Raw genomic sequence first — 20,398 nt, 5'->3', positions numbered from 1 at the left:
GCCAGACCAGGCGCGAGCGTTATGGCGAGGGCTGTAAAGAGAGGAACCAGCTTGCCCATGATGAGCGCTCCTAATCGCTGACATTGAGAGCCTCCGAACCTTGGCTTCCGCTTACTTGTTCCAGCCGAGCATCGGCTGATGGCGGGGCTCCCTCGTCCGCCGGATCGTCAGCGTTCCTCCAATATCCGCTCCATCTCCTGGACAGCCGCAGCGAGTTGGGCATCCTTTCCGGCGGCATAAGGAAGCACGAATGCTACAGGCATATCGGGGGTAATGCCGCGTCCCTCGAGGCGTTCATTCTCGTCGAGAACAGCGTCGAGAACCGCCAGTTCGAGAAGGCTGTCATCGGGAAGGAGATAGGCGCGGCCGGCGAGAAGCGCGCCCGCCGTCTGTGCTCCGACCAGCGGGATGCCGTTGGCTTTCAGAGCATAGGCGAACACTTCGAGGCCGCTTCTGGTCCCTTCGTCGATGATGGCGACGACCGGCCGATGCCAGCGCACATTGGCAAGGATGTCATCACCTTTCCGCGGGATGAGACGGAAGGGTGGCGTGTCGCCAACGAAAAGCTCGGCTGCGTCGGAACTGCCGCCACCCCAGCGGCCGCGAAGATCGACCACGAGTCCATCCACATCTTTCAATCGGCCGGCCCCGAGTTCCCTGGCAACCGTTTCCATCCCCTCGGGGCTGGATAGCGTCCAGAGCCGGACATAGCCGATATGCCTCCCGCCGCGCTCGATCACCATCACGCTGTCCTTGATGGCTTCGGCGAAGGTATGGAGCGGCCTCGACCGCTTGACGGCGACTTTGACCGTGGTCGGCGCTGCGCCTTGCGCGCGGCGCAGTTGAAGTTCGACGGTCTGCCCGACCTTTTCCTGAAAGGACTTGATCTCGTGATACGGCGCGCCATCCACCGAAAGGATTTCGTCGCCCACCAGGATACCGGCCTTATCCGCGGGCGAGCCATCATAGACGTCCGTCACGAAGCGAGTACCGTTTTCCTCGCTCGTCACCATACCGATGCCCGGATAGCTGGCTTCGCCTCTTGGCGGAAACAGCCGCTCCATGTCTCTTCGGACGGCGAAGCGAAAGATATCGATGAGCTCGAAATAATCGATCGTATTCGGCTTGTAACGGCCGGTATGAGATGCTTGCAGGCTCGCGAGTATGGCATCGATTGCCCGGTCCACTCGCGCGTTTGGACTATCTTTGGTCAAAGGAGAGCCTGGATCCTCGATTTCGCGCTTCACGGCTGAACGGAAGCGATCGAGCGCCGAGACGTCATAGAAATTTTCGATTACGAGATCGACCACGCGATCGAATACTGGATGGGCGGATTTCGGCGGGTCATCAGCCAGTCCATATGGCGAGCTGAAGAGCAGAAACACAATGGCGAAAGCGCCGGGCCTGATTGTCTGCATGGGTCGCGTCCCATCCTGTCGGAGACAGACTCGGGCCAAAGTGCGGCTGCAACGAGGCATATCCTCCGGGAACGTCGCCACGGATGATCGAACATGGTTCCTTCCGCTCGGTCTACGGGAGGTCCGACGTATCGCCGCATCGCTTTATGTGCGCTTGCGCCAGGATCGTGGGGTCTCGCCCGTCATGCGCCGAAACATCGTTATGAATGCCGCAACGCTGTCATAGCCGAGATCGAGGGCGACCGTGGTGACAAGCTCGCCGTCGGCCAGGCGCGGCAGCGCGGCGAAGAGGCAGGCCTGCTGCCGCCACATGGAAAGGCTGAGGCCGGTCTCGCGCTGGAACGTTCTGGTGAAATTACGCCGGCTCATGCCCGCCGCTTTCGCCCATTCGTCTATTGTCGCGCGCGGCGAGGGTGCATCCAGGAAACGCCGGCAGAGCGCGGCAAGCCGCCGGTTTTCCGGAAATGGGAGCGCCAATGGCCGCTCCGGCAGCTTCGGGATCTCGTGCAGAAGCAGGTCCAGGATGAGTGCGCTGCGGCCGACGGGCTGCTCGTTGGAAGGCAACGCCATTGCCTCCACGATCAGGTTCTGCATCAAATTCGTTACGGCGAAGACCCGAAGCGTGTCGGGCAGACCGGCAATCGCGCCCTGGCGTACGTAGATCGAGCGCATCTGGACATCGCCGAGCATGTCCACGGCGTGCTCCACGCCGGCCGGCAGCCAGATCGCATGCTCGGGCGGCACCATCCATCGGCCACCGCCTGTCCTCACAACGGCCACGCCGGAAAGGGCATAGAGAAGCTGCGACCGGCTATGGCGGTGCTTTTCCACGTGATACCCGTCGGGATAATCGGTCGGCAATGCGAGCACAGCGGCCTCGGCGGCATCGATCCACTCACGCCTCGTCCGGTCCGCGATTTCCTCCCCGCCAGCTTCGCTCACGATGAGATTTCCATGCGCCTGGCCCACTCTCGAAACTTTTGGACCAAAACACGAAAGAAGCACGCGCGCAACGGGACTATGAGTGGCGGCAAAATCTCTTGGAGCCGATCTTGACCGATACGCCCGCAGTCTCCGCAAGGCACCCCGCCGAGACCACCGTTTTCGCCATCATCCTGGCGGTCAGCCTCTGCCATCTCATCAACGACGTGATGCAGTCCCTGCTCGCGGCCATCTATCCGATGTTGAAGCGCGATTACGGGCTGGATTTTTGGCAGATCGGCGTCTTGACGATGACGTTCCAGGGCACCGCATCCCTGCTCCAGCCGATGATCGGGTTTTATGCGGACAAACGTCCCATGCCCTATTCGCTGCCGGTGGGCATGGGCGCCACCTTCATCGGCCTGATGTTTCTCGCCTATGCCGGACAGTATGGATTCCTCGTCCTGGGGGCAGCCCTGATCGGTATCGGTTCGGCGATCTTCCACCCTGAATCCTCGCGCGTTGCCCGGCTCGCCTCGGGCGGGCGCTATGGCCTTGCACAATCCCTGTTCCAGGTGGGCGGCAATTTCGGCTCCGCGGTCGGCCCGCTGCTCGCTGCCTTCGTCGTGGTGCCGCGCGGCCAGGCGAGCGTTGCCTGGTTTTCGGCTGCAGCGCTCCTGGGAATGATGATCCTCTGGCGGGTCGGCAATTGGTATGCGGGCCAGCAGGCCGATGCCGCGCGGCGCCCGAAAGCGAAGCAGGCAGCCTCTCTTCCGCGGCGCAAGGTCGTCACCGCGCTGGTCATTCTGACGCTCCTCACCTTCTCGAAACACATCTACCTGACCAGCATTTCGAGCTTCTACACCTTCTATGTCATCGACAAGTTCGGCGTATCCGTACAGGCCTCGCAAGTGCTGCTCTTCGTTTTCCTGGGAGCCGCCGCCGCCGGGACGATCCTTGGAGGTCCGATTGGCGACCGGATCGGCACGAAAGCGGTCATTTGGGTATCCATTCTTGGAGTCGTGCCGTTCACACTCGTGCTACCCTATGCAAATCTTGAATGGACTGTCGTGCTATCGGCAATTATCGGCCTCGTCCTCGCCTCGGCGTTCCCCGCAATCGTCGTGATGGCGCAGGAACTGGTTCCCGGTCGCGTGGGAATGGTGGCCGGCATCTTCTTCGGCTTTGCGTTCGGCGTTGCTGGCATCGCAGCCGCATCGCTCGGCTTGGTGGCGGATGCGAAGGGCATCGAGTATGTCTACTGGCTCTGCTCGTTTCTGCCGCTTCTCGGACTCCTGACGGTGCTCCTGCCGGATGTGAAGCAGGCGAAAGCCGCAGCGAAATAGGCGCTCAAGAAACGACGCGCAATTTGGCTGGGCGGCAGCAGTCCCCGCCGCCTTCAGCGCTTCCTTGGGAGGGCGGTGTACACACGCTCGATGAAGCGGTGGAACTCCGCCATGTAATTGCGCAAAAATTCCTCGGTTGACTTGTTCGCGACGTCACCTTCGTCAGTAATGAGGCCGGGAGTGAACTGGATATAGGCTTCCGGAGAGTTCATTTGCGGCGAATTGCAGAAGCTCAGCACGCTGCGAAGGCTCTGCTGCGCCACTGCCGTGCCGATCGCACCGGGCGAGGTCCCGATGACGGCCGAGGGCTTTCGCGTAAATGAATTCTGGCCATAGGGGCGGCTTGCCCAGTCGATCGCGTTCTTCAATCCGCCGGGAATGGAGCGGTTGTATTCGGGCGTAACGAATAGAACCGCGTCGACATGGGAGATCTGATCCTTGAATTGTCGCGCGACCGGCGGAAAATCATCGTCATAGTCATAGCTGTAGAGCGGCAAGTCCTTGAACGGGATTTCGACCATGTTCAACTCGGCCGGCGCTAGACGGACCAATGCGCGCGCCAGTTTGCGATTGATCGAATTGGTCGCGAGGCTACCGACGAAATAGCCGACTTCCCATGACATTTTTGCCTCCTGGAGCATCGGCGTCCGGTGGTTGTGAGGGAAGCCCACCTACAGGCGCTGCTAGGCAGTCGGGCACCTGAGACGCCGTTTTCGCACAACAAATCGAGCGGGATATTTGTTCCTTTGACACCACATCAGCGCCGCAGCCACTGCGGCCCGAACCCCCACATTTTCCAAGGTTCGCAAGGGCCGTTTGAAGCGGATCGCCGGCAACCACCTGGCCGAGCAATTGAGATCTGAATACGATTAATTTCCACCCTTGGGTTGTCACCCTTGGTTCACATTCGTATAAACAGCCCACCAAAATCATCAAATATGACATCTTTGGGGATTAAGATGGTATCACCGAGATACATATTCTGGAGTAGAGGCCAAGTGTGTTCACATTTGATTCCTCCCCTACCAAGGTGTATTATAAACCGACAATGCGAGGTTTAAAACAATACAGAACATGACTTCTAAGATAATATGCTCATCTGTTTCCAAGATCTTCGGAACCGAGCCAGAGCAAGCCTTGGCTCTTCTCCGGCAAGGTTTGGACAAGGACAAGATTCACTCTGAGACCGGGCAGGTCGTCGGTGTCGAGAATGTAAATTTCGAAGTTTCGGACGGCGAGATATTCGTCGTTATGGGTCTTTCTGGCTCCGGAAAATCTACGCTTGTCCGGATGATAAATGGGCTCATCAAACCGAGCTCGGGAAGAATACTTATAGACGACATCGACATCGCTAGTTGCAGCGAAGAAGAGCTTCTTTCCTTAAGGCGCAACAAGGTTTCGATGGTGTTTCAGCATTTCGCGCTGTTCCCCCACAAAACCGTCGCGGAAAACGTCGCCTTCGGATTGAAGATCAAGGGCGTACAAGCAGCGGAGCGCCGCGAGCGCGCCCATGCCGTGCTGGAGCAGGTGGGGCTTGCAAACCGCGCCGACAGCTATCCGGAGGAGCTTTCCGGCGGCATGCAGCAACGCGTCGGGTTGGCGCGCGGGCTTGCCGCGGATCCCGAAATCCTGCTGATGGATGAACCCTTCGGCGCGCTCGACCCCCTGATCCGCCGCGACATGCAGGCGGAACTGCTGGAACTGCAGCGAAGCCTGAAGAAAACCATCGTCTTCATCACCCATGATCTGAACGAGGCGTTGATCCTGGGTAACAGGATCGCGATCATGCGCAATGGCCGGTTCGTCCAGGTAGGCTCGGCCGAAGAAATTGTCGGGTCGCCGGCAAACGACTATGTCGCAGCCTTCACGGCCGATATCGATCGCTCGCGCGTGTTCCGGGCCAAAAGCATAGCTGTCGAGCCACAAGCGATAGAGGCGGGTGCGCAGGTGGATGATGCCGCGCGCCGCATGGAAGATCTCGAACTGGACGCGCTTTACGTGACGGATGGCGACAAGGTGGCCGGCATTCTCACCTATCGAAGCGCCATCGAAGCCTGCCGCTGCGGGACGAAGATCGTCCGCGAGGTGGCGTCGCACAGGTTCCCGGCTGCATCCCCGGATGCATATCTGAACGATCTCTATCCGATGGCGAGGATGGGCCTTCCCATCGCGCTTCGTGATGCACACGGGCGGCTCACAGGGGTCGTCCCGCCCCAGGCGGTGTTCGACAAGCTTGCGGGGGCTGCATAATGGATTGGTTAAGTCCCTCGGATTTCCTCGCCATTCCCTTCAACGATTGGGTGAACGCCTTTGTGAAAGGGTGGCTCGTCCCCAATTTCAGGCCCTTCTTCCGCGCAATCCAGTGGCCGGTCGTTCAGGTTCTCGACGGTCTCGATTACGTGCTCAATGCCGTGCCAATGCTGCTCTTTACGGCCATTCTCACCACGGTCGCTTGGCGGGCGGCAGGGCGCGGCGTCGGCATCTTCACCCTGGCGTCTCTTTTCTTCATCGATCTCATCGGCCTTTGGAGCGAGACGATGACCACTCTCGCAATGGTCGTTACAGCGGTCCTATTTTGCGTGATCATTGGCGTGCCCCTGGGCGTCGCCGCCGCGCGCAGCGATCTTTTCGAGAAGATTCAACGGCCGATTCTCGACGTCATGCAGACGATCCCTTCATTCGTCTATCTCGTGCCGATCGTCATGCTGTTCGGCGTCGGAATGGTACCCGGCATCATCGCTACGATCATATTTGCCCTGCCCCCGATCGTCCGGCTCACGAATCTCGGCATTCGAAGCGTCCGCGCCGACCTAACGGAAGCCGCCACTTCCTTCGGAGCCACGTCTTGGCAGGCGCTCGTGGAGGTCCAGTTCCCGCTGGCGATACGCACCATCATGGCAGGGCTGAACCAGACGCTGATGCTGGCTCTTTCCATGGCGGTCATCGTCGCGCTGATCGGCGGCGGCGGACTAGGACTCACCGTATTCACCGGCCTCGGTCGTCTCGACGTCGGAAACGCGACTGCCGGGGGCGTGGGGATCGTGCTCCTCGCGATTATCCTCGACCGCATCAGCCAGGCCGTTGGCGAGCGGAAAGCAGTCCACACCACATCTCTGGCCGCCACGCTGAAATCCTTCTTCGCACCGGCGACGCGCAGCGAGGCCGGCGCCAATCACGAACGGGCTGCACCCAAGGGCCTGTAGCGCATCCGCCCGCAACGGCGGGTCGATCGAGGGCCGCCCTTGCGCGGCCCTACCAAAACAGGGGAGACCTTCATGAAAATATCCAGAACAACCATTTCCGCCCTTGCTCTTTCAGCGGCACTGGCCTTGCCGTTCCCGGCAACTTCTGCCGCGCAGGATCAGCCAGGAGAAGGCACGACCATAAGGATGGCGCAGGCAACCTGGGATACGGGATGGTTTGAAGCCGCTATCTACAAAAAGCTTCTGGAAGAACTGGGCTATACGGTTGAAGGACCGACGACACTCGACAACCCGCCCTTCTATCAAGCCGTGGCCCAAGGCGATCTCGATCTCTGGGTGAATGGCTGGTTCCCGCTTCACAACACCTATGAAAGCACCTTCTCCCAGGGCGCGGAGAAGGTAGGCTATGTCGCGAAGGGTGGTGCCCTAGAGGGATATCTGGTCGACAAGGCCTCGGTCGAGAAGTTCGGGATCAAGACGCTTGACGATTTCAAGCGAGACGAGGTGCGCGAGGCGTTCGATCGCGACGGTGACGGCAAGGCGGATCTCGTGGCGTGTCCGCCAGGCTGGGGCTGCGAGGTCACCATCGAACATCATCTGGATGCTTACGAATTGCGTGACGTCCTGAACCCCATCAAGGCCAGCTATTCGGCCTCGATGGCGGACGCTGTCGCTGCCTTTGGTGAAGGCAAGCCGATCCTCTTTTACACCTGGACGCCGAACTGGACCGTCGACGCGTTGAAGCCCGGGCAGGATGTGATGTGGATCGAGGTTCCGCGGGTCGATCTCCCTAAGGACCAGAAGGATCTGGAAGACGCTGCGACGCTTGAAGGCGTGGAAGGCTGCGTGGCCGATCCGTGTAAACTCGGATTTCCGGCAAACGATATACGTCCGGTGGTCAATTCCACTTTCCTCCAGGAAAATCCCGCTGTGAAAGCCCTGCTTGAGGCGGCTTCGATCCCGGTGGAAGACATCTTTGCTCAAAACGCCAAGATGAATGATGGCGAGGGAAATCCCACGGATATCGATCGCCACGCGACGGAATGGATCGAGGCACATGCCAATCTCGTGAATGGCTGGCTCGAACAGGCCCGCGCCGCCGCGCAATGATGCTGTTGGGACTGCGGCGGCCTCGCTGTAGTCCCTCCCTCTCTCGTTAGGCCATCTTAGATGCGTGGCCGGTCTCGATCGGGTCTACGAGCTTGACAAAGACAGCACACCTATAAGATATATTTGCGTCATACACATTAACTGTAAGTTGTATTTTTTGAGCTTCTATCATGGCCAAAAAGGAGGTTGACCATGATGGTAGCCGTTTTTGCCTCGCTGTCGCTGGCACTTTTGGTGTGCTGGTTCGGCAGCCGCTTCTTCGCCGTGCTTTGTATTCTTGTCTGCTTCGTTCTTACGACGTCGAACTTTCTTTTGGTGATTTACAATCCCGAATACGGATTCCGTATGCCGTGGATTCAAACCCAGTACATCGATAATCCGCTGACTGCGGACAAACCACTCGTCTTTCACCACGTCCCGCAAATGGCTGGAGACTGGGCATGACCAGCAACAGCACTTTCAATCGTATAATGGGGCTTGACCCTTACGAATCGGGACACTTGCCCGTGGTTCTCAACTATCTCTACCTGCTAGCGATGATGGCCGTCATTGCAGCTATTCTCACTGCGGCGATGGTGATGCAATATGCGATGGGTGAATTGCCCTGCTCGCTCTGCCTGCTGCAGCGCCCGGCAATGATCGGTGTCTGTTTCGGCATCCTGCTGCAGTTCCGCCATGGGTTTTCTTATCAGTACACCGGCGTGAGCCTGCTGTTCACGGTCCTCCTGCTGATCGTGTCGGTGCGGCAGACATTGATCAACATCTATCCTAGACCCGGTCATGCATTTCCCGGCAGCGCCATCTTCGGACTGCACCTCCCGGTATGGTCAGTCGTTATTGCGGTTGCGTTGCTGATTGCCTTTGCAGTTCAGTTGGCTGTCTTGGGCGGCAAGGATATTCAAGGCGCTCGTGTTTCTCACTATCCTTTGATAAGCAAAATTGCGCAAGCGCTCAGCTTTTATGTGATCCTCGTCGCACTGATAAATTTTGTCTCGGTGGTTCTGCAGTGCGGCTTTGGCGCGTGTTATACCACTGGTTATGCGCTGCTCAATTGGATGTGAAATCAGGATGGCCCCCCGCGACTGGCCGGGTCTCACGCAACAACAGGATGCAGCCGAAGGACAGCACCGTGGTGAATATCGATAGCCAAAGCGCAGCATTGTAGGTGCCTGTCCATTCAAGCGAAGCGCCGCCGGCGTAAATACCGGCGGCAGCTCCTACCTGATTGAACACATAGGCGCTTCCCAGAATGGCGCCTATCGAACGCCGGCCGAAGATTTCAGAGGCCAGCGCGCCGATCACGCCGATCGCGCCATATCCGAGCAGCCCGAATGCAATGATGAAGGCAAGGAAGGACAACAGGCTGGGCGCAAGCACCAGCGAAAGTGTCGTGATCCCACGCGCTGCGAAGAGGATCAGCAAAACGGTGCGTCGCCCCATGCGATCCGAGAGTGCGCCGGTAACCACATTCCCGACGATCCCGATAGCACCGAGGACGGCAAGACCGGTTGCGGCCAGGGCCTCGTCGTAACCATGGCTGAGGACGAAGGAGGGGAGATGGATGAAGACCAGGTTCATGATGAACCCGTTGGCAAAGAGGCTGACCGCGATCAGCCAGAAGGCCGGCGCCGTCAGCGCGGTCCATAAGGTAGCATCCGCATCGGGAGCCAAAGGTCCATCCGCCGCATCGCCCACCAACTTGTCTTTGCCCGCCAGATCCTTGGTCAAACCGGATGCGGCGCCGGGGGCGGGTTTGACGAAAAAGAGCACCGCGGGAATAAGCAGCCAGACAATCAGGCCAAGGACCAGCATGGCGGTTCGCCAGCCAAAGAACGCTATCAGCGCCGCCACTGCCGGGGGAAGAAAGATCATCGCCACCTTGGTACCGGACGTGGCCACCCCGAGAGCCATGCCCCGCTTCGCATCGAACCAGCTCGACACGATCGAGGTGATGGAAACGGGACTCACAGCCGCATAGGCGACCGAGCTTCCCAGGCCCATGAACAGCGTCATTTGCCAGAGTGCGTTGGAAAAGGCGGTGCCGCAGAGCGCCAGCCCCGCAAAGCCAAGTCCAAACGATAACACGATCCGGCTTCCCCAAAGATCCAGAAACCAGCCGATCAATGGTTGGGCAATGGCCGCTCCGAGCATGGAAATGGCGAGCGTCGCCGAAACCGCTGCCGCAGACGTGCCGAGGCCCTCCGGCAGGTGCGGCAGGAAAAGGCCAAGCGAAAAGCGCGAGCCGAACACCATGGCCATGGATAGAAAGGCGATCGCGACGATCACCCAGCCATAGGCCGAGCCGGCTCGGCTCCCGTCGGAAATTCCGGCGGATTGCTCCGAACTCATGAGCCGAACCGGGATTTAAGGTCGGCCACCTGGTCGGCGGTCAAGGGCCGGACCGGCCGATCCTTGACCATAAGGAAGAGCTTCGCCGTCTCCTCAAGCTCCTCCACGGCATATTGCGCGTTCGCGAGAGAAGAGCTGGAAACGACAGGGCCATGATTGGCGAGGAGCACGGCGTGATGGCGCCCTGCCTTTGCACCCACCGCTTCCGCCAGTGCCTTGTCCCCCGGCGCGAAATAGGGGATCAGCGGCAGCGTGCCCACGCGCATCACGTAATAGGCGGTCAAAGGCGGCAGGACGTCTTCGCTATCTAGACCATCCAGGATGCTGACCGCAACCGAATGGGTGGAATGCAGGTGCACCACCGCATTGTCCCCGCCGCGCGCGCAGTACATGCAGGTGTGGAGAAAAGCTTCCTTGGTCGGCTTATCGCCGGAGATATGTACGCCCTGCTTGTCCAAGAGGGACAAGCGCGCGGGATCGAGATCGCCCAGGCTCGCATTGGTCGGCGTCATCAACATCGACCCATTGGAGAGCCGTACGCTGATATTGCCTGTGGATCCCCCGGTCAGCCCGCGGTCGAATATCGAGCGGCCGACCGCAACGATTTCGTCGCGCAGCTTCGTCTCTTCGGAAAGCGTTCCAGTCATTCGAGCTTCTCCCACGCCTTCATAAAGATATCGTCAGCGCCGAAATTGCCGGATTTCAGCGCCAGGGCGACTGCATGTCCACCGCTTGTCGCCTGCATCCAAGGTACGCCTGGGTCGATCTCCGGGCCAACCTGGAGGCTTCTCACACCAAGCCCCTTGATGACAGCGCCGGAGCTTTCGCCTCCCGCGACGATCATCCGGCAAAAGCCTCTTTCGACAAGCTCGGCGGAGAGCTCGGACAGGAAGTCCTCGACCACCGCTCCCGCGCGCTCCCGACCGAGCACGCGCTGGCTTTCGGCAACAGCTTCCGGGGCGTCGCTCGCGTAGATGATGGGTATCGCATTCCCGGGCGTAGCCAGGGCGAAAGCAGCGGCATCTTCGACCGCCGTCGCCCCCCTGGCAATCGCAAGCGGGTCCAGTTTCAATCCCGGCATGCCTGATTTCAGAGCGGTCTGGATCTGCCGTCGCGTGGCCGCCGAACATGAGCCCGCAAGCACGACGGCGCGGCCATGCGGTGCCTTGAGGGCGAAAGTCCGGGCACACCGTCGCTCAATGCCGAAATTGTTCGGCAGGCCGAGCGCAACTCCGGATCCCCCGGTAACGAGGCGAAACGTTTGCGCGGCCGCACCGATGGTGCGCAGGTCCTCGTCTTCCAACGCATCGACGATCGCCACACCTTCGATGGCCTGGAGCGCCGCCCTCAGAACGTCGATGCCGGCTCTTACCGTCTCGATCGGCACGAGAGAGACCGGCAGACGCATCTGGCGCGCAAGGACACGGACGAGATTGGAATCCCGCATCGGCGTCAGCGGGTGATCCTTCATGCTGGAATCGGAAAGGAGCTGGTCGCCAACGAAGAGATGGCCCTTGTAGACCGTGCGCTTGTTGGTGGGGAATGCCGGGCAGGCGAGAGTTCGCTTTTCCCCCAGCAGTTCCAGAAGCGCCTCGATGACCGGCCCGATATTCCCATCATCGGTGGAATCGAAGGTCGAGCAATATTTGAAGAAGAGCTGCCGGGCCCCGACGTCCAGCAGGGCTTTCGCGGCAGCGATCGATTGCCCGACGGCATCTTCGGCGGGGATGGTGCGCGACTTCAGCGACACCACGACGGCGTCAGCCCCTTGCAGGTCAATGTCGCTTTCAGGTGCGCCGACCACCTGCTTTACCCGCATTCCGCCCCGGGACAGCATCAACGCCAGATCGGTGGCGCCGGTCAGATCGTCGGCTATGGCGCCGATGCAGAGCGCTGCAGCGGCCTCAGCCATCACGCGACCCGCGAGGGAAGAGGACGGCCCTCGAAATGCGCTATGATATTCTCCGCAACGAGTCGTCCCATGGCTTCCCGCGCCTCCTCCGTACGGCTGCCTTGATGGGGCGAGACAATAACATTTTCGAGCGTGAGAAGCTCGGCCGGCACGTTCGGCTCATCGTCGAAGACATCCAGCGCCGCGCCCCCCAATTTTCCCGACTGCAACAGCTCGATCAGAGCAGGTTGGTCGACCAACGATCCCCGGGCGACATTCACCAGATATCCCTCCGGTCCCAGCGCCTCCAGAACCTGCCGCGAAACGATCTTGTCCGTGGCCTTTCCGCCCGGAGCGATCACCACCAGCCAATCGCATTCATGCGCCAGCGCGACCGGGTCGGAAATGAACGCATAGGGCTGATCTTCTTGTTTCGTGCGGCCGCAATAGACGATCTTCATCTTCAATGCGGCGAGCCGCCTCGCAATCTCCTTGCCGATGCGCCCCAGCCCAAGGATCCCCGCCGTCTTCCCACTGAGTTCGTTGCGGAGCGGAAACATCCGTTCCTGCCACTTGCCCTCGCGCACGAAGCGGTCTGCCTGCGGCACCGAGCGCGCAAGAGCCAACATCAGGGCGATCGCAAGTTCAGCCACGGAATCGTTGAGCACACCCGGCGTGTTCGTGACGGCGATGTTGCGCGCCTGTGCGGCGTTGAGATCGATGGAATCGACACCAACCCCTGAATTGGCAATGATTTCAAGATTGGGGAGTTGCTCCATCAAGGAGCGAGGTACCTTTCCTCCAGCTATCGCGCGCACCTCGGCACCATGCTTCGCAAGCACCGCGTCCGGCTCCGGAACGCCCACGAGCATGTGCACCGTATAGTGGCGTTCAAGTGCAGCGATGCAGCTCTTGGGAAGCGGTTTTGTAACTAGAACGGCCGGGCGAATTTTTCCTCTCCCTTCGGACCTAGATGGACTTCCTACTGATTACGCCCGCCGCTCCGAGGGTGTCCAATATCAAAAGGGGTCTATTTTATTCTGGTTTGCAAATGAAACTCGCGACCTCAGTCATTTAATATATGGAATAAATGGCGAGCCCATTGATATTGGACACAGGTAGTCACCTCGGATAACTCCAGCAGAGAGCGTGGCCGTCCCGATCCCATCCGATCGGCGCGGCCGAGGTTAATATCTGAGGCTGGAGAGTATCGATGGCAGAGACAATCACCTATCGCGACGAAGTGGCGGAGCTTTTGGCCGATTTCACGGTCAACGTTTCCGGCGAGCTCGACGAGAATACGCGGCACGCTGCAAAACGTGCCTTAAGCGACTCCGTCGCCGTCGCCCTCGGTGCGCTCGACCATCCCGCCTCCCACATCGCCCGCAAATTCGCAGCCCAGTTCGCCACGCCAAATGGGGACGTGATCTGGGGCACTTCGATGCGCGCGAACCCTGATCTGGCCGCCTTCGTGAACGGCTCTCTCCTCCGCTGTTTCGATTATAACGACTTCTATGTCGGCGAACGCAACTCCGGGCATCCGAGCGACATGGTGGCCGGCGTCATTGCGGCCGCGGAATGGACCGGCGCCAGCGGTGAAGACCTACTGGTAGCCCTATCGGTGGGCTATGAGATGGTTGGCGCCGTATTCGATGCCTTCTCGACTGCTCCCGGCGGCTGGGACTACACAAATCTCACCGGTATCGGCGCATGCGCAGCCATAGCGCGGCTGCTGAAGCTAGATGTCGAGCAGGCACGCGAGGCCTTCGGCATCGCCGTCATCCCGCACTTCGCCTCCGACGAGGTGGAATCCTGCGAGCTCAACAAGCGCGGTGACCTCACGCTCTGGAAGCGGTTCAATGGTTCCGATGCGGTTCGCAACGCATTGCAAGCCTGCTTCCTGGCACAAGCTGGTGTGGAAGCGGCGGTGCGTCCCTTCACCGGCAACAATGGCTTTATCGCCAAGCTTGCCAACAAGCACGATCCCATTCCGGTGCTGAAGGAGCGTTTGCGGCCCGAGATCAAGCTTTCCAGGATTGCCGAAACCTATATGAAGCTCTGGCCGGTGGGTTCGGTCGGGCAGAGCGCGATCCGCGCAGCGCTTGAGGCGCGCAGCAAGATTTCCGATCTTAGCCAGATCAAGGAAGTGCGCGTCTTCTCGGAAGAGGGTGCATACGACCATCTGGTGGCCATACGTCAGGATCCTTACCGGCCGATCTCCCGCGAAACCGCCGACCATTCTATGCCCTATATCGTCGGGGCAGCCGTTCTCGATGGCTATATCGGGGTCGACAGCTTTGATATTGAGAAGGTCCGCGAAGCAAAGCGCCAGAAATTCGTTGCGGAGAACGTCAAGGTGTTCCCGGCACCGGAACTCGGCACGCTTGCCAGCGGCAAGCTTGCCCGCGCCGCAGCCGGTTACCTGTCCCGCGTCGAGATCGAACTCCAGGACGGCACCGTGGCACATGGCGAGGCCAAGCCTTTCCCCGGCCATCCCAAGAACCCGTTCTCCGATGCGGACATCGCTCAGAAAGTGACCCAGAACGCCGAACCATTTGCGGGACGTGAGGTTACCGAGCAGATCATCAAGGCACTCGTGAGCTTCGAAAAGCTTTCCAATGTGAAGGACTTCACCAAGCTTCTGGCCTTCGATTGGGCGGCAAAAAAGATCGACGCCGCAGCCTGAGGCTAAACCCGCGCACCCGCGGTAGGCGGGTGCGCCTTCATGGTGGAACGAGAAGATGACAATGGCGCAGACGAAAGAGGCGATGACCACCGGCGCGCTGACGCAGCTTTGCCGTCTTGAAGATGTCGATGAGGACATGCCCTTCCGGGCCGAGATCGACGGCTTCGCCTACGCCGTATTCAAGGTCGGCGATATGTTCTATGTGACGGCCGATCTCTGTTCACACGGGCCGGGATCGCTTTCGGAAGGTTTTGTGGAGGACTGTCAGGTCGAATGTCCCTTCCATCAAGGGAAGTTCGATCTGCGGACAGGGATGCCGACCGAACCGCCCTGCGAAATCCCGATCAAGACCTGGACTCCGATCGTCCGTGACGGCGCGATCTTCATCGACGTCGCCTCGCCGAATCCCGTGTGAGAGGTGGCGCTACAGCCGCCTCAGCCGACATCGATCGATGCAAAGCGCTTGACGAAGCGCTCCCGGATCGGATTGGTGTTGTTCTTGTTGTAGATGAGCAGGATGCGGCTCCTTACGTTCGCGTCCGCTATCTCCCGCCACACGACGTCGTGGACATTGATGCAGCGCAACGCTTCGGGCGCGACCGTGATGCCTACACCCGCGGCAACGAGGCCCAATGTCGTCGTGGCCTCAACCGCCTCCTGCACGATCTGCGGCGAAAACCCGGCTTCCGCGCACATATCGAAGACCTGTTCGTAAAAGCCCGTTCCGCTGCCGCGCGGCCGCAGCACAAAGAGCTCGTTCTTGAGCTCGCCCATCGAGATCGGGCCGGATTTCGCGTTCAGTGGATGATCCACGGGCAGCACCGCCTTCAACTGATCCTCATAAATCGGGATCGCGGTGAGGCTGCTCGGCAGGATCGTCGAGATCGAAGGACGCGTGAAGCCGAGATCGACGGTGCCAAGCAACACGTCATCGATGATCTTCACCGAGGAACAGCTGCGAAGTTCCAGATGCACATCCGGAGAGGCCGTACGAAAGGCGCGCACCGCGCTCGTGAACACATTCACCAGCGGCGCCGAGGTGATGAAGCTCATGCGCAGCGTGCCCATTTCACCCTTGGCGGCACGTGTTACGGTTTGCACGGCGCGATCGGCCTGCAGCAAGGCAAGTCGCGCCTCCTGCAGGAAAAGCTGTCCAGCCGGTGTCAGCTCCACATTGCGGCGGGTTCGCTTCAGAAGATTGACGCCCAGTTCGCGCTCGATCGCCTGGATCTGCAGACTCAATGGGGGCTGGCCGATATTCAGCCGGGCTGCAGCCCGCGTGAAATGCAGTTCCTCGGCCACGGCGACGAAATAGCGGAACTGACGCAGGTCCATTTATGTACTTGTCCTAATAATAGCATCCGCAATTGATATTGGACAGCAAATGTCATGGGTGTCAACTTCCTTCCATTCACATGACGCTGGAGGCGCCGATGGGGGCGCGGTCAATCGAAGGAAGTGCAGCATGATCAGTGAAAAGGAAAACGAGTATCTGACCCGCACCGGGCCGGGAACTCCGATGGGCGAGATGTTCCGGCGCTACTGGATTCCTGCATTGATGGCTTCCGAGCTTCCGGAGCCCGACTGTCCTCCCGTGCGCGTTTCGCTTCTCTCCGAGCGCTTGATCGCCTTCAAGGACACGAGCGGGAAGATCGGACTGATGGACGAGTTCTGCGCCCACCGTGGCGTATCGCTCTGGTTCGGCCGCAACGAGGAAGGGGGGTTGCGTTGCCCCTATCACGGCTGGAAATACGACACCAACGGCCAGTGCATCGAGGTGCCTTCCGAGCCGCCATCCAGCGGTTTCTGCCAGAAGATCAAGCTCAAGGCCTATCCATGCGTCGAATTCGGCGGCGTGATCTGGACCTATATGGGCCCGCCGGAGCACAAACCGCCGCTTCCTGAATTCGAGTGGGCTCACGTTCCGGCCAGCCATCGCTACCTTTCCAAGCGCTGGCAGCAGAGCAATTATCTTCAGGCGATGGAGGGCGGCATCGATTCAAGCCACGTCTCCTTCCTTCACTCCGGCGACATCAACCGCGATCCCCTGCATCGGGGCACCGACGGCGCGAAATATGCGCGTTCGACGAACACGACCTTCGATATCCACGAATCTCTTGGCGGACTGATGATCGGGGCGCGCAGAAAGGCCGAGCCCGGTTTCCATTACTGGCGTGTCACGCAGTGGATGATGCCCTGGTACACGCTGATCCCCCCCTATAAGGGCAACGCGCTCAACGGCCATGCCTGGGTGCCGATGGATGACGAGAACTGCATGGCTTGGACCATGACCTTCCATCCGACGCGCCCCCTCACGCCGCAAGAGCTCGAAGCGATGGAGAACGGACACGGCGTTCACTGCGAACTGATCCCCGGCACCTTCCGCCCCGTCGCCAATATAGACAACGACTATCTCATGGACCGTGAGGCCCAGCGCCAGAAGATCTATTATTCCGGTATCAAGGGCATCGCCATCCAGGATGCTTCGCTTCAGGAAAGCATGGGGCCGATCGCCGATCGCACGAAGGAGAACCTCGTTTCGACCGACAATGCGATCATCATGGCCCGCATGCGCCTGCGCAAGGCCGCGCGGGCTCTGGAGAAGGGCACGCCGCCTCCAGGCCTTGAGCCGGAGAGCCATAAGGTGCGTTCCGCATCCTTCATTCTGCCGGAGGATGGCCCCTTCAAGGAGACCGCCCTCGAAGCGACCGCCATGAAGATCGGCGAGCCTTTTGTCGCCGTCTGATCGCTTCGGAATCCGCCCGGCAGGGCATGCGGCGGATCCGCAATCCGGGACTCAGGGAGCATAAATGTCCAGAACCACGGATCCCGTCGTCATCATCGGCGCTGGTCAGGCCGGCGGCTGGGTGGCACTGACGATAAGGCAGCTGCAGCCCGACCGCGAGGTCGTGCTTATCGGCGAAGAAGACCATCCGCCATACGAACGTCCGCCGCTGTCGAAGGAGGTCCTATCGGGCAAGACCGCGCCGGAAAGCACCTACCTGAAACCACTGGATTTTTATGCCGAGAACCGAATAGAGCTTCGGCTGAAAACAACGGCTAGCGGTATCGACCGGGATCTGAAACAGGTCCGGTTGTCCGATGGTGCGTGCCTGGCCTACGGAACGCTCGTGCTGGCGACAGGGATGCGGCCGCGCCCGCTCTCCGTACCCGGCGGTGATCACCCGCGGGTGCGTGCCTTGCGGGCAATGGCGGACCTTCCGGAGATTCGAGGTCATTTGACGTCCGGCAGAAGGATCGTCGCGATCGGTGCCGGTTTCATCGGGCTGGAGGTCGCGGCAGTCGCGGTTACGGCCGGCTGCACGGTAACGGTGATCGAAGCGGCCCATCATCCGTTGGGCCGGGTGGTCGCACCCGAAGTCGGCAGGGCAATGGCCGCGCGCCACGAGCGCCGCGGCATCTCTTTCCGATACGGTGCAAGCGTTGCCTCCATAAGCGATATTGACGGACAGGCTGCGGTGCATCTGGCAGATGGTGAAACCATCCTTGCCGATCTCGTTCTCTGCGGGATCGGGGGAATACCCAATGACGATCTCGCGCGCAGCGCCGGTCTTGAATGCGACAACGGCATCCTCGTCGACGAGGCAGGCCGCACCTCCGATCCCTTGATCTATGCTGTCGGTGACGTGTGCAGCCAATGGAGCATCGCGCTTGGGCGCCGTATCCGGTTGGAAAGCTGGCAGAACGCACAGAACCAGGCGATCGCTGTGGGCAGGCATATCGGCGGAGCGCCACGGCCCTATACCGATCTCCCATGGTTCTGGACAGATCAGTACGAGGACAATTTCCAGATCATCGGCGCGCCGGAACGCTGGGAGCGCATAATCTGGCGCGGTTCGCCCGAAGATGACCGCTTCACGGCGATCTATATGGACGGCAACCGGATCGTGGCCGGCAATACGCTCAACAATGCCCGCGATATCCGGCCTCTAAAGCAGATGATCCTCGAAGGAACACCGGTGGACGACGCGCTGCTGCGCGATACCTCCACCCCTCTTCAGAAACTCCAGAAAAAACAGGCCGCCTGATGAATCTCTCCGTATCCAGCTCCGCCGCCGAACTCGCAGCCGGTCTCAAAGGACAGCGGGCGCTTGTGGTCGGCGCCAAGCATGGCGTCGGCCCTGCCGTGGTCGACGCGTTGAAGGAAGCTGGTACGCTCCTGGCGGTGGACTCGGCCGAGAGCGAGGGAACGGCCTTTCTGCCCGGCGGCGATCCACTGGACTTGATCGACCGCGCTTTCGAAGCCTTGGGCGGCCTCGAAATTCTCGTGGTTTCAGCTCCGCCGGTCCGCAACAAACCCGTGCTCGAGATGACGCCGGAGGAGATGCGGGCCGTGGCCGAAAGCGAACTCGTCGTTCCAGCGCTGCAGATGCAGGCAGCCGCTCGGAGGATGAGCGCTGCCAAATACGGCCGCATCATCGCCTTCGCCTCGATGTCGGGAAAGGCCGGAGTCCACCATCACGTGGCACCCTATGCGGCGGCAAAAGGCGGCATGCTGACCTTCATGCGGGTTCTGGCAGCGGAAACCGCCGCCGACGGCGTCACCGTGAACGGAATTGCAACCGCTCTCTTCGAGCCGCAAACGGCCACCATGGCGCCAGAAAAGCGCGAGCGGCTGCGCACGCAAATCCCCGTCTGCCGCTTCGGCTACAGCGAAGAAGCCGCGCATGCGGTTCTATTTCTGGCATCCCCTCTCGCAGGCTATGTCACCGGAGAATGCCTCAATCTCTCGGGTGGACGCTTCATGGATTAACCGTCCCAAAAGGGTGCCGGTACCAGTCTGCATATGAACAAAGGCCATGACGCCAAAGACGTCTTCACGCAGGAGTTCCGTCGATGATTACCCAGACCGTCATCCGCCGCTATCCGGGCAAAAGGATCGAGGGCTACCGAAATTCGTCACCAAGGGTGGTCAAGGTCCTGGCTGTCGGTCAGAACGCGCGTCAGATCGTCGAACAGATCAATGAGGAGCATCGAGACAATGTCGTGATGAGCGGCGGGGTCGATCCCGACCGCCGACTGCCGATGGACGAACCGGTCAACGGACTCAAGCCCGATGCCGTCGTCGTGGTTCATCAGCAGGGTGAGCCGGCTGCATTCCCCTTTGCCATCGAACGCACGGCTTCCATGCTTTCCTTCATAGTGCTCGAGACCAATGGCATGCTCCGGGAGCAGACGGAGAATAAGAAGGTGCGCGATCTCCGTGCGATCGCCGACCTGTTCGTGACCACTTCCGACAGCGGCTTCGTCAAGGAACTTGTATCCAATCTCGCAAGCTGATGTTCTGCCTGGCGACCAGCCCCGCCGCGACCGATCTCGTACAGAAGAGACGTTGCGATCCAATGGTCGATTGAATCATTTGGTCACAGGCTGTTTGATCAGCGTCTTTATATCCTGAATATATAAGATGGGGGTCATTAAATATTGGACGAGCACTGAAAGTCGTCCCTAAC

20 protein-coding genes are annotated in these 20,398 nt (G+C 60.1%); 12 read left to right on the top strand and 8 right to left on the bottom strand.

Annotation, left to right across the window (positions count from 1 at the left end; all coding sequences use genetic code 11):
- Positions 1–167: 167 nt before the first annotated feature.
- Together CHEJ32_RS0100760 and CHEJ32_RS23565 are read right to left on the bottom strand one after the other, a co-directional pair.
- Positions 168–1,418, bottom strand: coding sequence for a S41 family peptidase (locus tag CHEJ32_RS0100760; protein WP_028032127.1), 1,251 nt, complete (start codon positions 1,416–1,418; stop codon positions 168–170).
- Positions 1,419–1,562: 144 nt separating this feature from the next.
- A complete protein-coding gene (locus tag CHEJ32_RS23565; RefSeq protein ID WP_371179757.1) occupies positions 1,563–2,336 on the bottom strand; it encodes a helix-turn-helix domain-containing protein in 774 nt (257 codons plus the stop codon).
- Between the two features lie 134 nt (positions 2,337–2,470).
- Between CHEJ32_RS23565 and CHEJ32_RS0100750 the strand changes: the two genes are divergently transcribed.
- On the top strand, positions 2,471–3,685 hold the full coding sequence (locus CHEJ32_RS0100750; RefSeq protein ID WP_028032126.1) for an MFS transporter: 1,215 nt from the start codon (positions 2,471–2,473) through the stop codon (positions 3,683–3,685).
- A 53-nt stretch (positions 3,686–3,738) separates the two neighbouring features.
- Here the strand turns inward: CHEJ32_RS0100750 and CHEJ32_RS0100745 are convergent, their stop codons facing one another.
- Positions 3,739–4,308, bottom strand: coding sequence for an NADPH-dependent FMN reductase (locus CHEJ32_RS0100745; RefSeq protein WP_034657680.1), 570 nt, complete (start codon positions 4,306–4,308; stop codon positions 3,739–3,741).
- 514 nt (positions 4,309–4,822) lie between these two features.
- On the opposite strand from CHEJ32_RS0100745, the gene CHEJ32_RS0100740 reads away from it, so the two are divergent.
- The 5 genes from CHEJ32_RS0100740 (at position 4,823) to CHEJ32_RS0100720 (ending at position 9,059) form a co-directional block, all read left to right on the top strand.
- A complete protein-coding gene (locus tag CHEJ32_RS0100740) occupies positions 4,823–5,935 on the top strand; it encodes a glycine betaine/L-proline ABC transporter ATP-binding protein (protein WP_245260911.1) in 1,113 nt (370 codons plus the stop codon).
- Entirely contained in the window at positions 5,935–6,888 is a 954-nt protein-coding gene (locus CHEJ32_RS0100735) for a proline/glycine betaine ABC transporter permease (RefSeq protein WP_028032123.1), read from the top strand. Before CHEJ32_RS0100740 ends, CHEJ32_RS0100735 begins: the two co-directional genes overlap by 1 nt.
- Positions 6,889–6,960: 72 nt before the next feature.
- A complete protein-coding gene (gene proX, locus CHEJ32_RS0100730) occupies positions 6,961–7,998 on the top strand; it encodes a glycine betaine/L-proline ABC transporter substrate-binding protein ProX (RefSeq protein ID WP_028032122.1) in 1,038 nt (345 codons plus the stop codon).
- Positions 7,999–8,190: 192 nt separating this feature from the next.
- A complete protein-coding gene (locus CHEJ32_RS23560; RefSeq protein WP_034657678.1) occupies positions 8,191–8,442 on the top strand; it encodes a hypothetical protein in 252 nt (83 codons plus the stop codon).
- Positions 8,439–9,059, top strand: a complete 621-nt coding sequence (locus tag CHEJ32_RS0100720; RefSeq protein WP_245260910.1) for a disulfide bond formation protein B — start codon at positions 8,439–8,441, stop codon at positions 9,057–9,059. The genes CHEJ32_RS23560 and CHEJ32_RS0100720 overlap by 4 nt, the downstream gene beginning before the upstream one ends.
- On the opposite strand, the gene CHEJ32_RS0100715 is transcribed toward CHEJ32_RS0100720, so the two are convergent.
- The 4 genes from CHEJ32_RS0100715 to CHEJ32_RS0100700 are packed head-to-tail and all read right to left on the bottom strand — an operon-like array spanning position 9,046 to position 13,188.
- The gene (locus CHEJ32_RS0100715) at positions 9,046–10,347 is read right to left on the bottom strand and encodes an MFS transporter (RefSeq protein ID WP_028032120.1); all 1,302 of its coding nucleotides are present in this window, start codon (positions 10,345–10,347) and stop codon (positions 9,046–9,048) included. The genes CHEJ32_RS0100720 and CHEJ32_RS0100715 overlap by 14 nt on opposite strands.
- A complete protein-coding gene (gene otnC / locus CHEJ32_RS0100710; protein WP_034657677.1) occupies positions 10,344–10,994 on the bottom strand; it encodes a 3-oxo-tetronate 4-phosphate decarboxylase in 651 nt (216 codons plus the stop codon). Before otnC ends, CHEJ32_RS0100715 begins: the two co-directional genes overlap by 4 nt.
- Entirely contained in the window at positions 10,991–12,259 is a 1,269-nt protein-coding gene (gene otnK / locus CHEJ32_RS0100705; RefSeq protein WP_028032118.1) for a 3-oxo-tetronate kinase, read from the bottom strand. The genes otnC and otnK overlap by 4 nt, the downstream gene beginning before the upstream one ends.
- Entirely contained in the window at positions 12,259–13,188 is a 930-nt protein-coding gene (locus CHEJ32_RS0100700; RefSeq protein ID WP_028032117.1) for a 2-hydroxyacid dehydrogenase, read from the bottom strand. Before CHEJ32_RS0100700 ends, otnK begins: the two co-directional genes overlap by 1 nt.
- A gap of 263 nt (positions 13,189–13,451) precedes the next feature.
- Here CHEJ32_RS0100700 and CHEJ32_RS0100695 point away from each other — a divergent pair, with 263 nt between their 5' ends.
- Positions 13,452–14,924: an MmgE/PrpD family protein gene (locus CHEJ32_RS0100695; RefSeq protein ID WP_028032116.1), complete on the top strand. Its 1,473-nt coding sequence runs from the start codon at positions 13,452–13,454 to the stop codon at positions 14,922–14,924.
- 61 nt (positions 14,925–14,985) lie between these two features.
- Positions 14,986–15,339, top strand: coding sequence for a non-heme iron oxygenase ferredoxin subunit (locus tag CHEJ32_RS0100690; RefSeq protein WP_245260909.1), 354 nt, complete (start codon positions 14,986–14,988; stop codon positions 15,337–15,339).
- Between the two features lie 20 nt (positions 15,340–15,359).
- Here CHEJ32_RS0100690 and CHEJ32_RS0100685 read toward each other — a convergent pair whose 3' ends face one another.
- Positions 15,360–16,259, bottom strand: coding sequence for a LysR substrate-binding domain-containing protein (locus CHEJ32_RS0100685; RefSeq protein ID WP_028032114.1), 900 nt, complete (start codon positions 16,257–16,259; stop codon positions 15,360–15,362).
- 130 nt (positions 16,260–16,389) lie between these two features.
- On the opposite strand from CHEJ32_RS0100685, the gene CHEJ32_RS0100680 reads away from it, so the two are divergent.
- The 4 genes from CHEJ32_RS0100680 (at position 16,390) to CHEJ32_RS0100665 (ending at position 20,225) form a co-directional block, all read left to right on the top strand.
- Positions 16,390–17,670, top strand: coding sequence for a Rieske 2Fe-2S domain-containing protein (locus tag CHEJ32_RS0100680; protein ID WP_028032113.1), 1,281 nt, complete (start codon positions 16,390–16,392; stop codon positions 17,668–17,670).
- A 64-nt stretch (positions 17,671–17,734) separates the two neighbouring features.
- Positions 17,735–18,973: an NAD(P)/FAD-dependent oxidoreductase gene (locus CHEJ32_RS0100675; protein WP_028032112.1), complete on the top strand. Its 1,239-nt coding sequence runs from the start codon at positions 17,735–17,737 to the stop codon at positions 18,971–18,973.
- The gene (locus CHEJ32_RS0100670; RefSeq protein ID WP_028032111.1) at positions 18,973–19,698 is read left to right on the top strand and encodes an SDR family NAD(P)-dependent oxidoreductase; all 726 of its coding nucleotides are present in this window, start codon (positions 18,973–18,975) and stop codon (positions 19,696–19,698) included. Before CHEJ32_RS0100675 ends, CHEJ32_RS0100670 begins: the two co-directional genes overlap by 1 nt.
- A gap of 83 nt (positions 19,699–19,781) precedes the next feature.
- The gene (locus CHEJ32_RS0100665) at positions 19,782–20,225 is read left to right on the top strand and encodes a hypothetical protein (protein ID WP_028032110.1); all 444 of its coding nucleotides are present in this window, start codon (positions 19,782–19,784) and stop codon (positions 20,223–20,225) included.
- Positions 20,226–20,398 lie beyond the last annotated feature (173 nt).

The organism is Chelativorans sp. J32, from assembly GCF_000518985.1.
Classification (GTDB): Bacteria; Pseudomonadota; Alphaproteobacteria; order Rhizobiales; family Rhizobiaceae; genus Chelativorans.
The sequence above is the reverse complement of the archived record's forward strand: the minus strand, read 5'-3'. Positions and strand labels throughout refer to the sequence as shown.

Bases quoted from the DNA above. Each gene is read 5' to 3' on its own strand.
- CHEJ32_RS0100735 (WP_028032123.1), top strand. From the start codon at position 5,935: ATGGATTGGTTAAGTCCCTCGGATTTCCTCGCCATTCCCTTCAACGAT.
- CHEJ32_RS0100760 (WP_028032127.1), bottom strand. From the start codon at position 1,418: ATGCAGACAATCAGGCCCGGCGCTTTCGCCATTGTGTTTCTGCTCTTC.
- proX (WP_028032122.1), top strand. From the start codon at position 6,961: ATGAAAATATCCAGAACAACCATTTCCGCCCTTGCTCTTTCAGCGGCA.
- CHEJ32_RS0100670 (WP_028032111.1), top strand. From the start codon at position 18,973: ATGAATCTCTCCGTATCCAGCTCCGCCGCCGAACTCGCAGCCGGTCTC.
- CHEJ32_RS23560 (WP_034657678.1), top strand. From the start codon at position 8,191: ATGATGGTAGCCGTTTTTGCCTCGCTGTCGCTGGCACTTTTGGTGTGC.
- CHEJ32_RS0100680 (WP_028032113.1), top strand. From the start codon at position 16,390: ATGATCAGTGAAAAGGAAAACGAGTATCTGACCCGCACCGGGCCGGGA.
- otnK (WP_028032118.1), bottom strand. From the start codon at position 12,259: ATGGCTGAGGCCGCTGCAGCGCTCTGCATCGGCGCCATAGCCGACGAT.
- CHEJ32_RS0100665 (WP_028032110.1), top strand. From the start codon at position 19,782: ATGATTACCCAGACCGTCATCCGCCGCTATCCGGGCAAAAGGATCGAG.
- CHEJ32_RS0100675 (WP_028032112.1), top strand. From the start codon at position 17,735: ATGTCCAGAACCACGGATCCCGTCGTCATCATCGGCGCTGGTCAGGCC.
- CHEJ32_RS0100695 (WP_028032116.1), top strand. From the start codon at position 13,452: ATGGCAGAGACAATCACCTATCGCGACGAAGTGGCGGAGCTTTTGGCC.
- otnC (WP_034657677.1), bottom strand. From the start codon at position 10,994: ATGACTGGAACGCTTTCCGAAGAGACGAAGCTGCGCGACGAAATCGTT.
- CHEJ32_RS0100715 (WP_028032120.1), bottom strand. From the start codon at position 10,347: ATGAGTTCGGAGCAATCCGCCGGAATTTCCGACGGGAGCCGAGCCGGC.
- CHEJ32_RS0100720 (WP_245260910.1), top strand. From the start codon at position 8,439: ATGACCAGCAACAGCACTTTCAATCGTATAATGGGGCTTGACCCTTAC.
- CHEJ32_RS0100690 (WP_245260909.1), top strand. From the start codon at position 14,986: ATGGCGCAGACGAAAGAGGCGATGACCACCGGCGCGCTGACGCAGCTT.
- CHEJ32_RS0100685 (WP_028032114.1), bottom strand. From the start codon at position 16,259: ATGGACCTGCGTCAGTTCCGCTATTTCGTCGCCGTGGCCGAGGAACTG.
- CHEJ32_RS0100745 (WP_034657680.1), bottom strand. From the start codon at position 4,308: ATGTCATGGGAAGTCGGCTATTTCGTCGGTAGCCTCGCGACCAATTCG.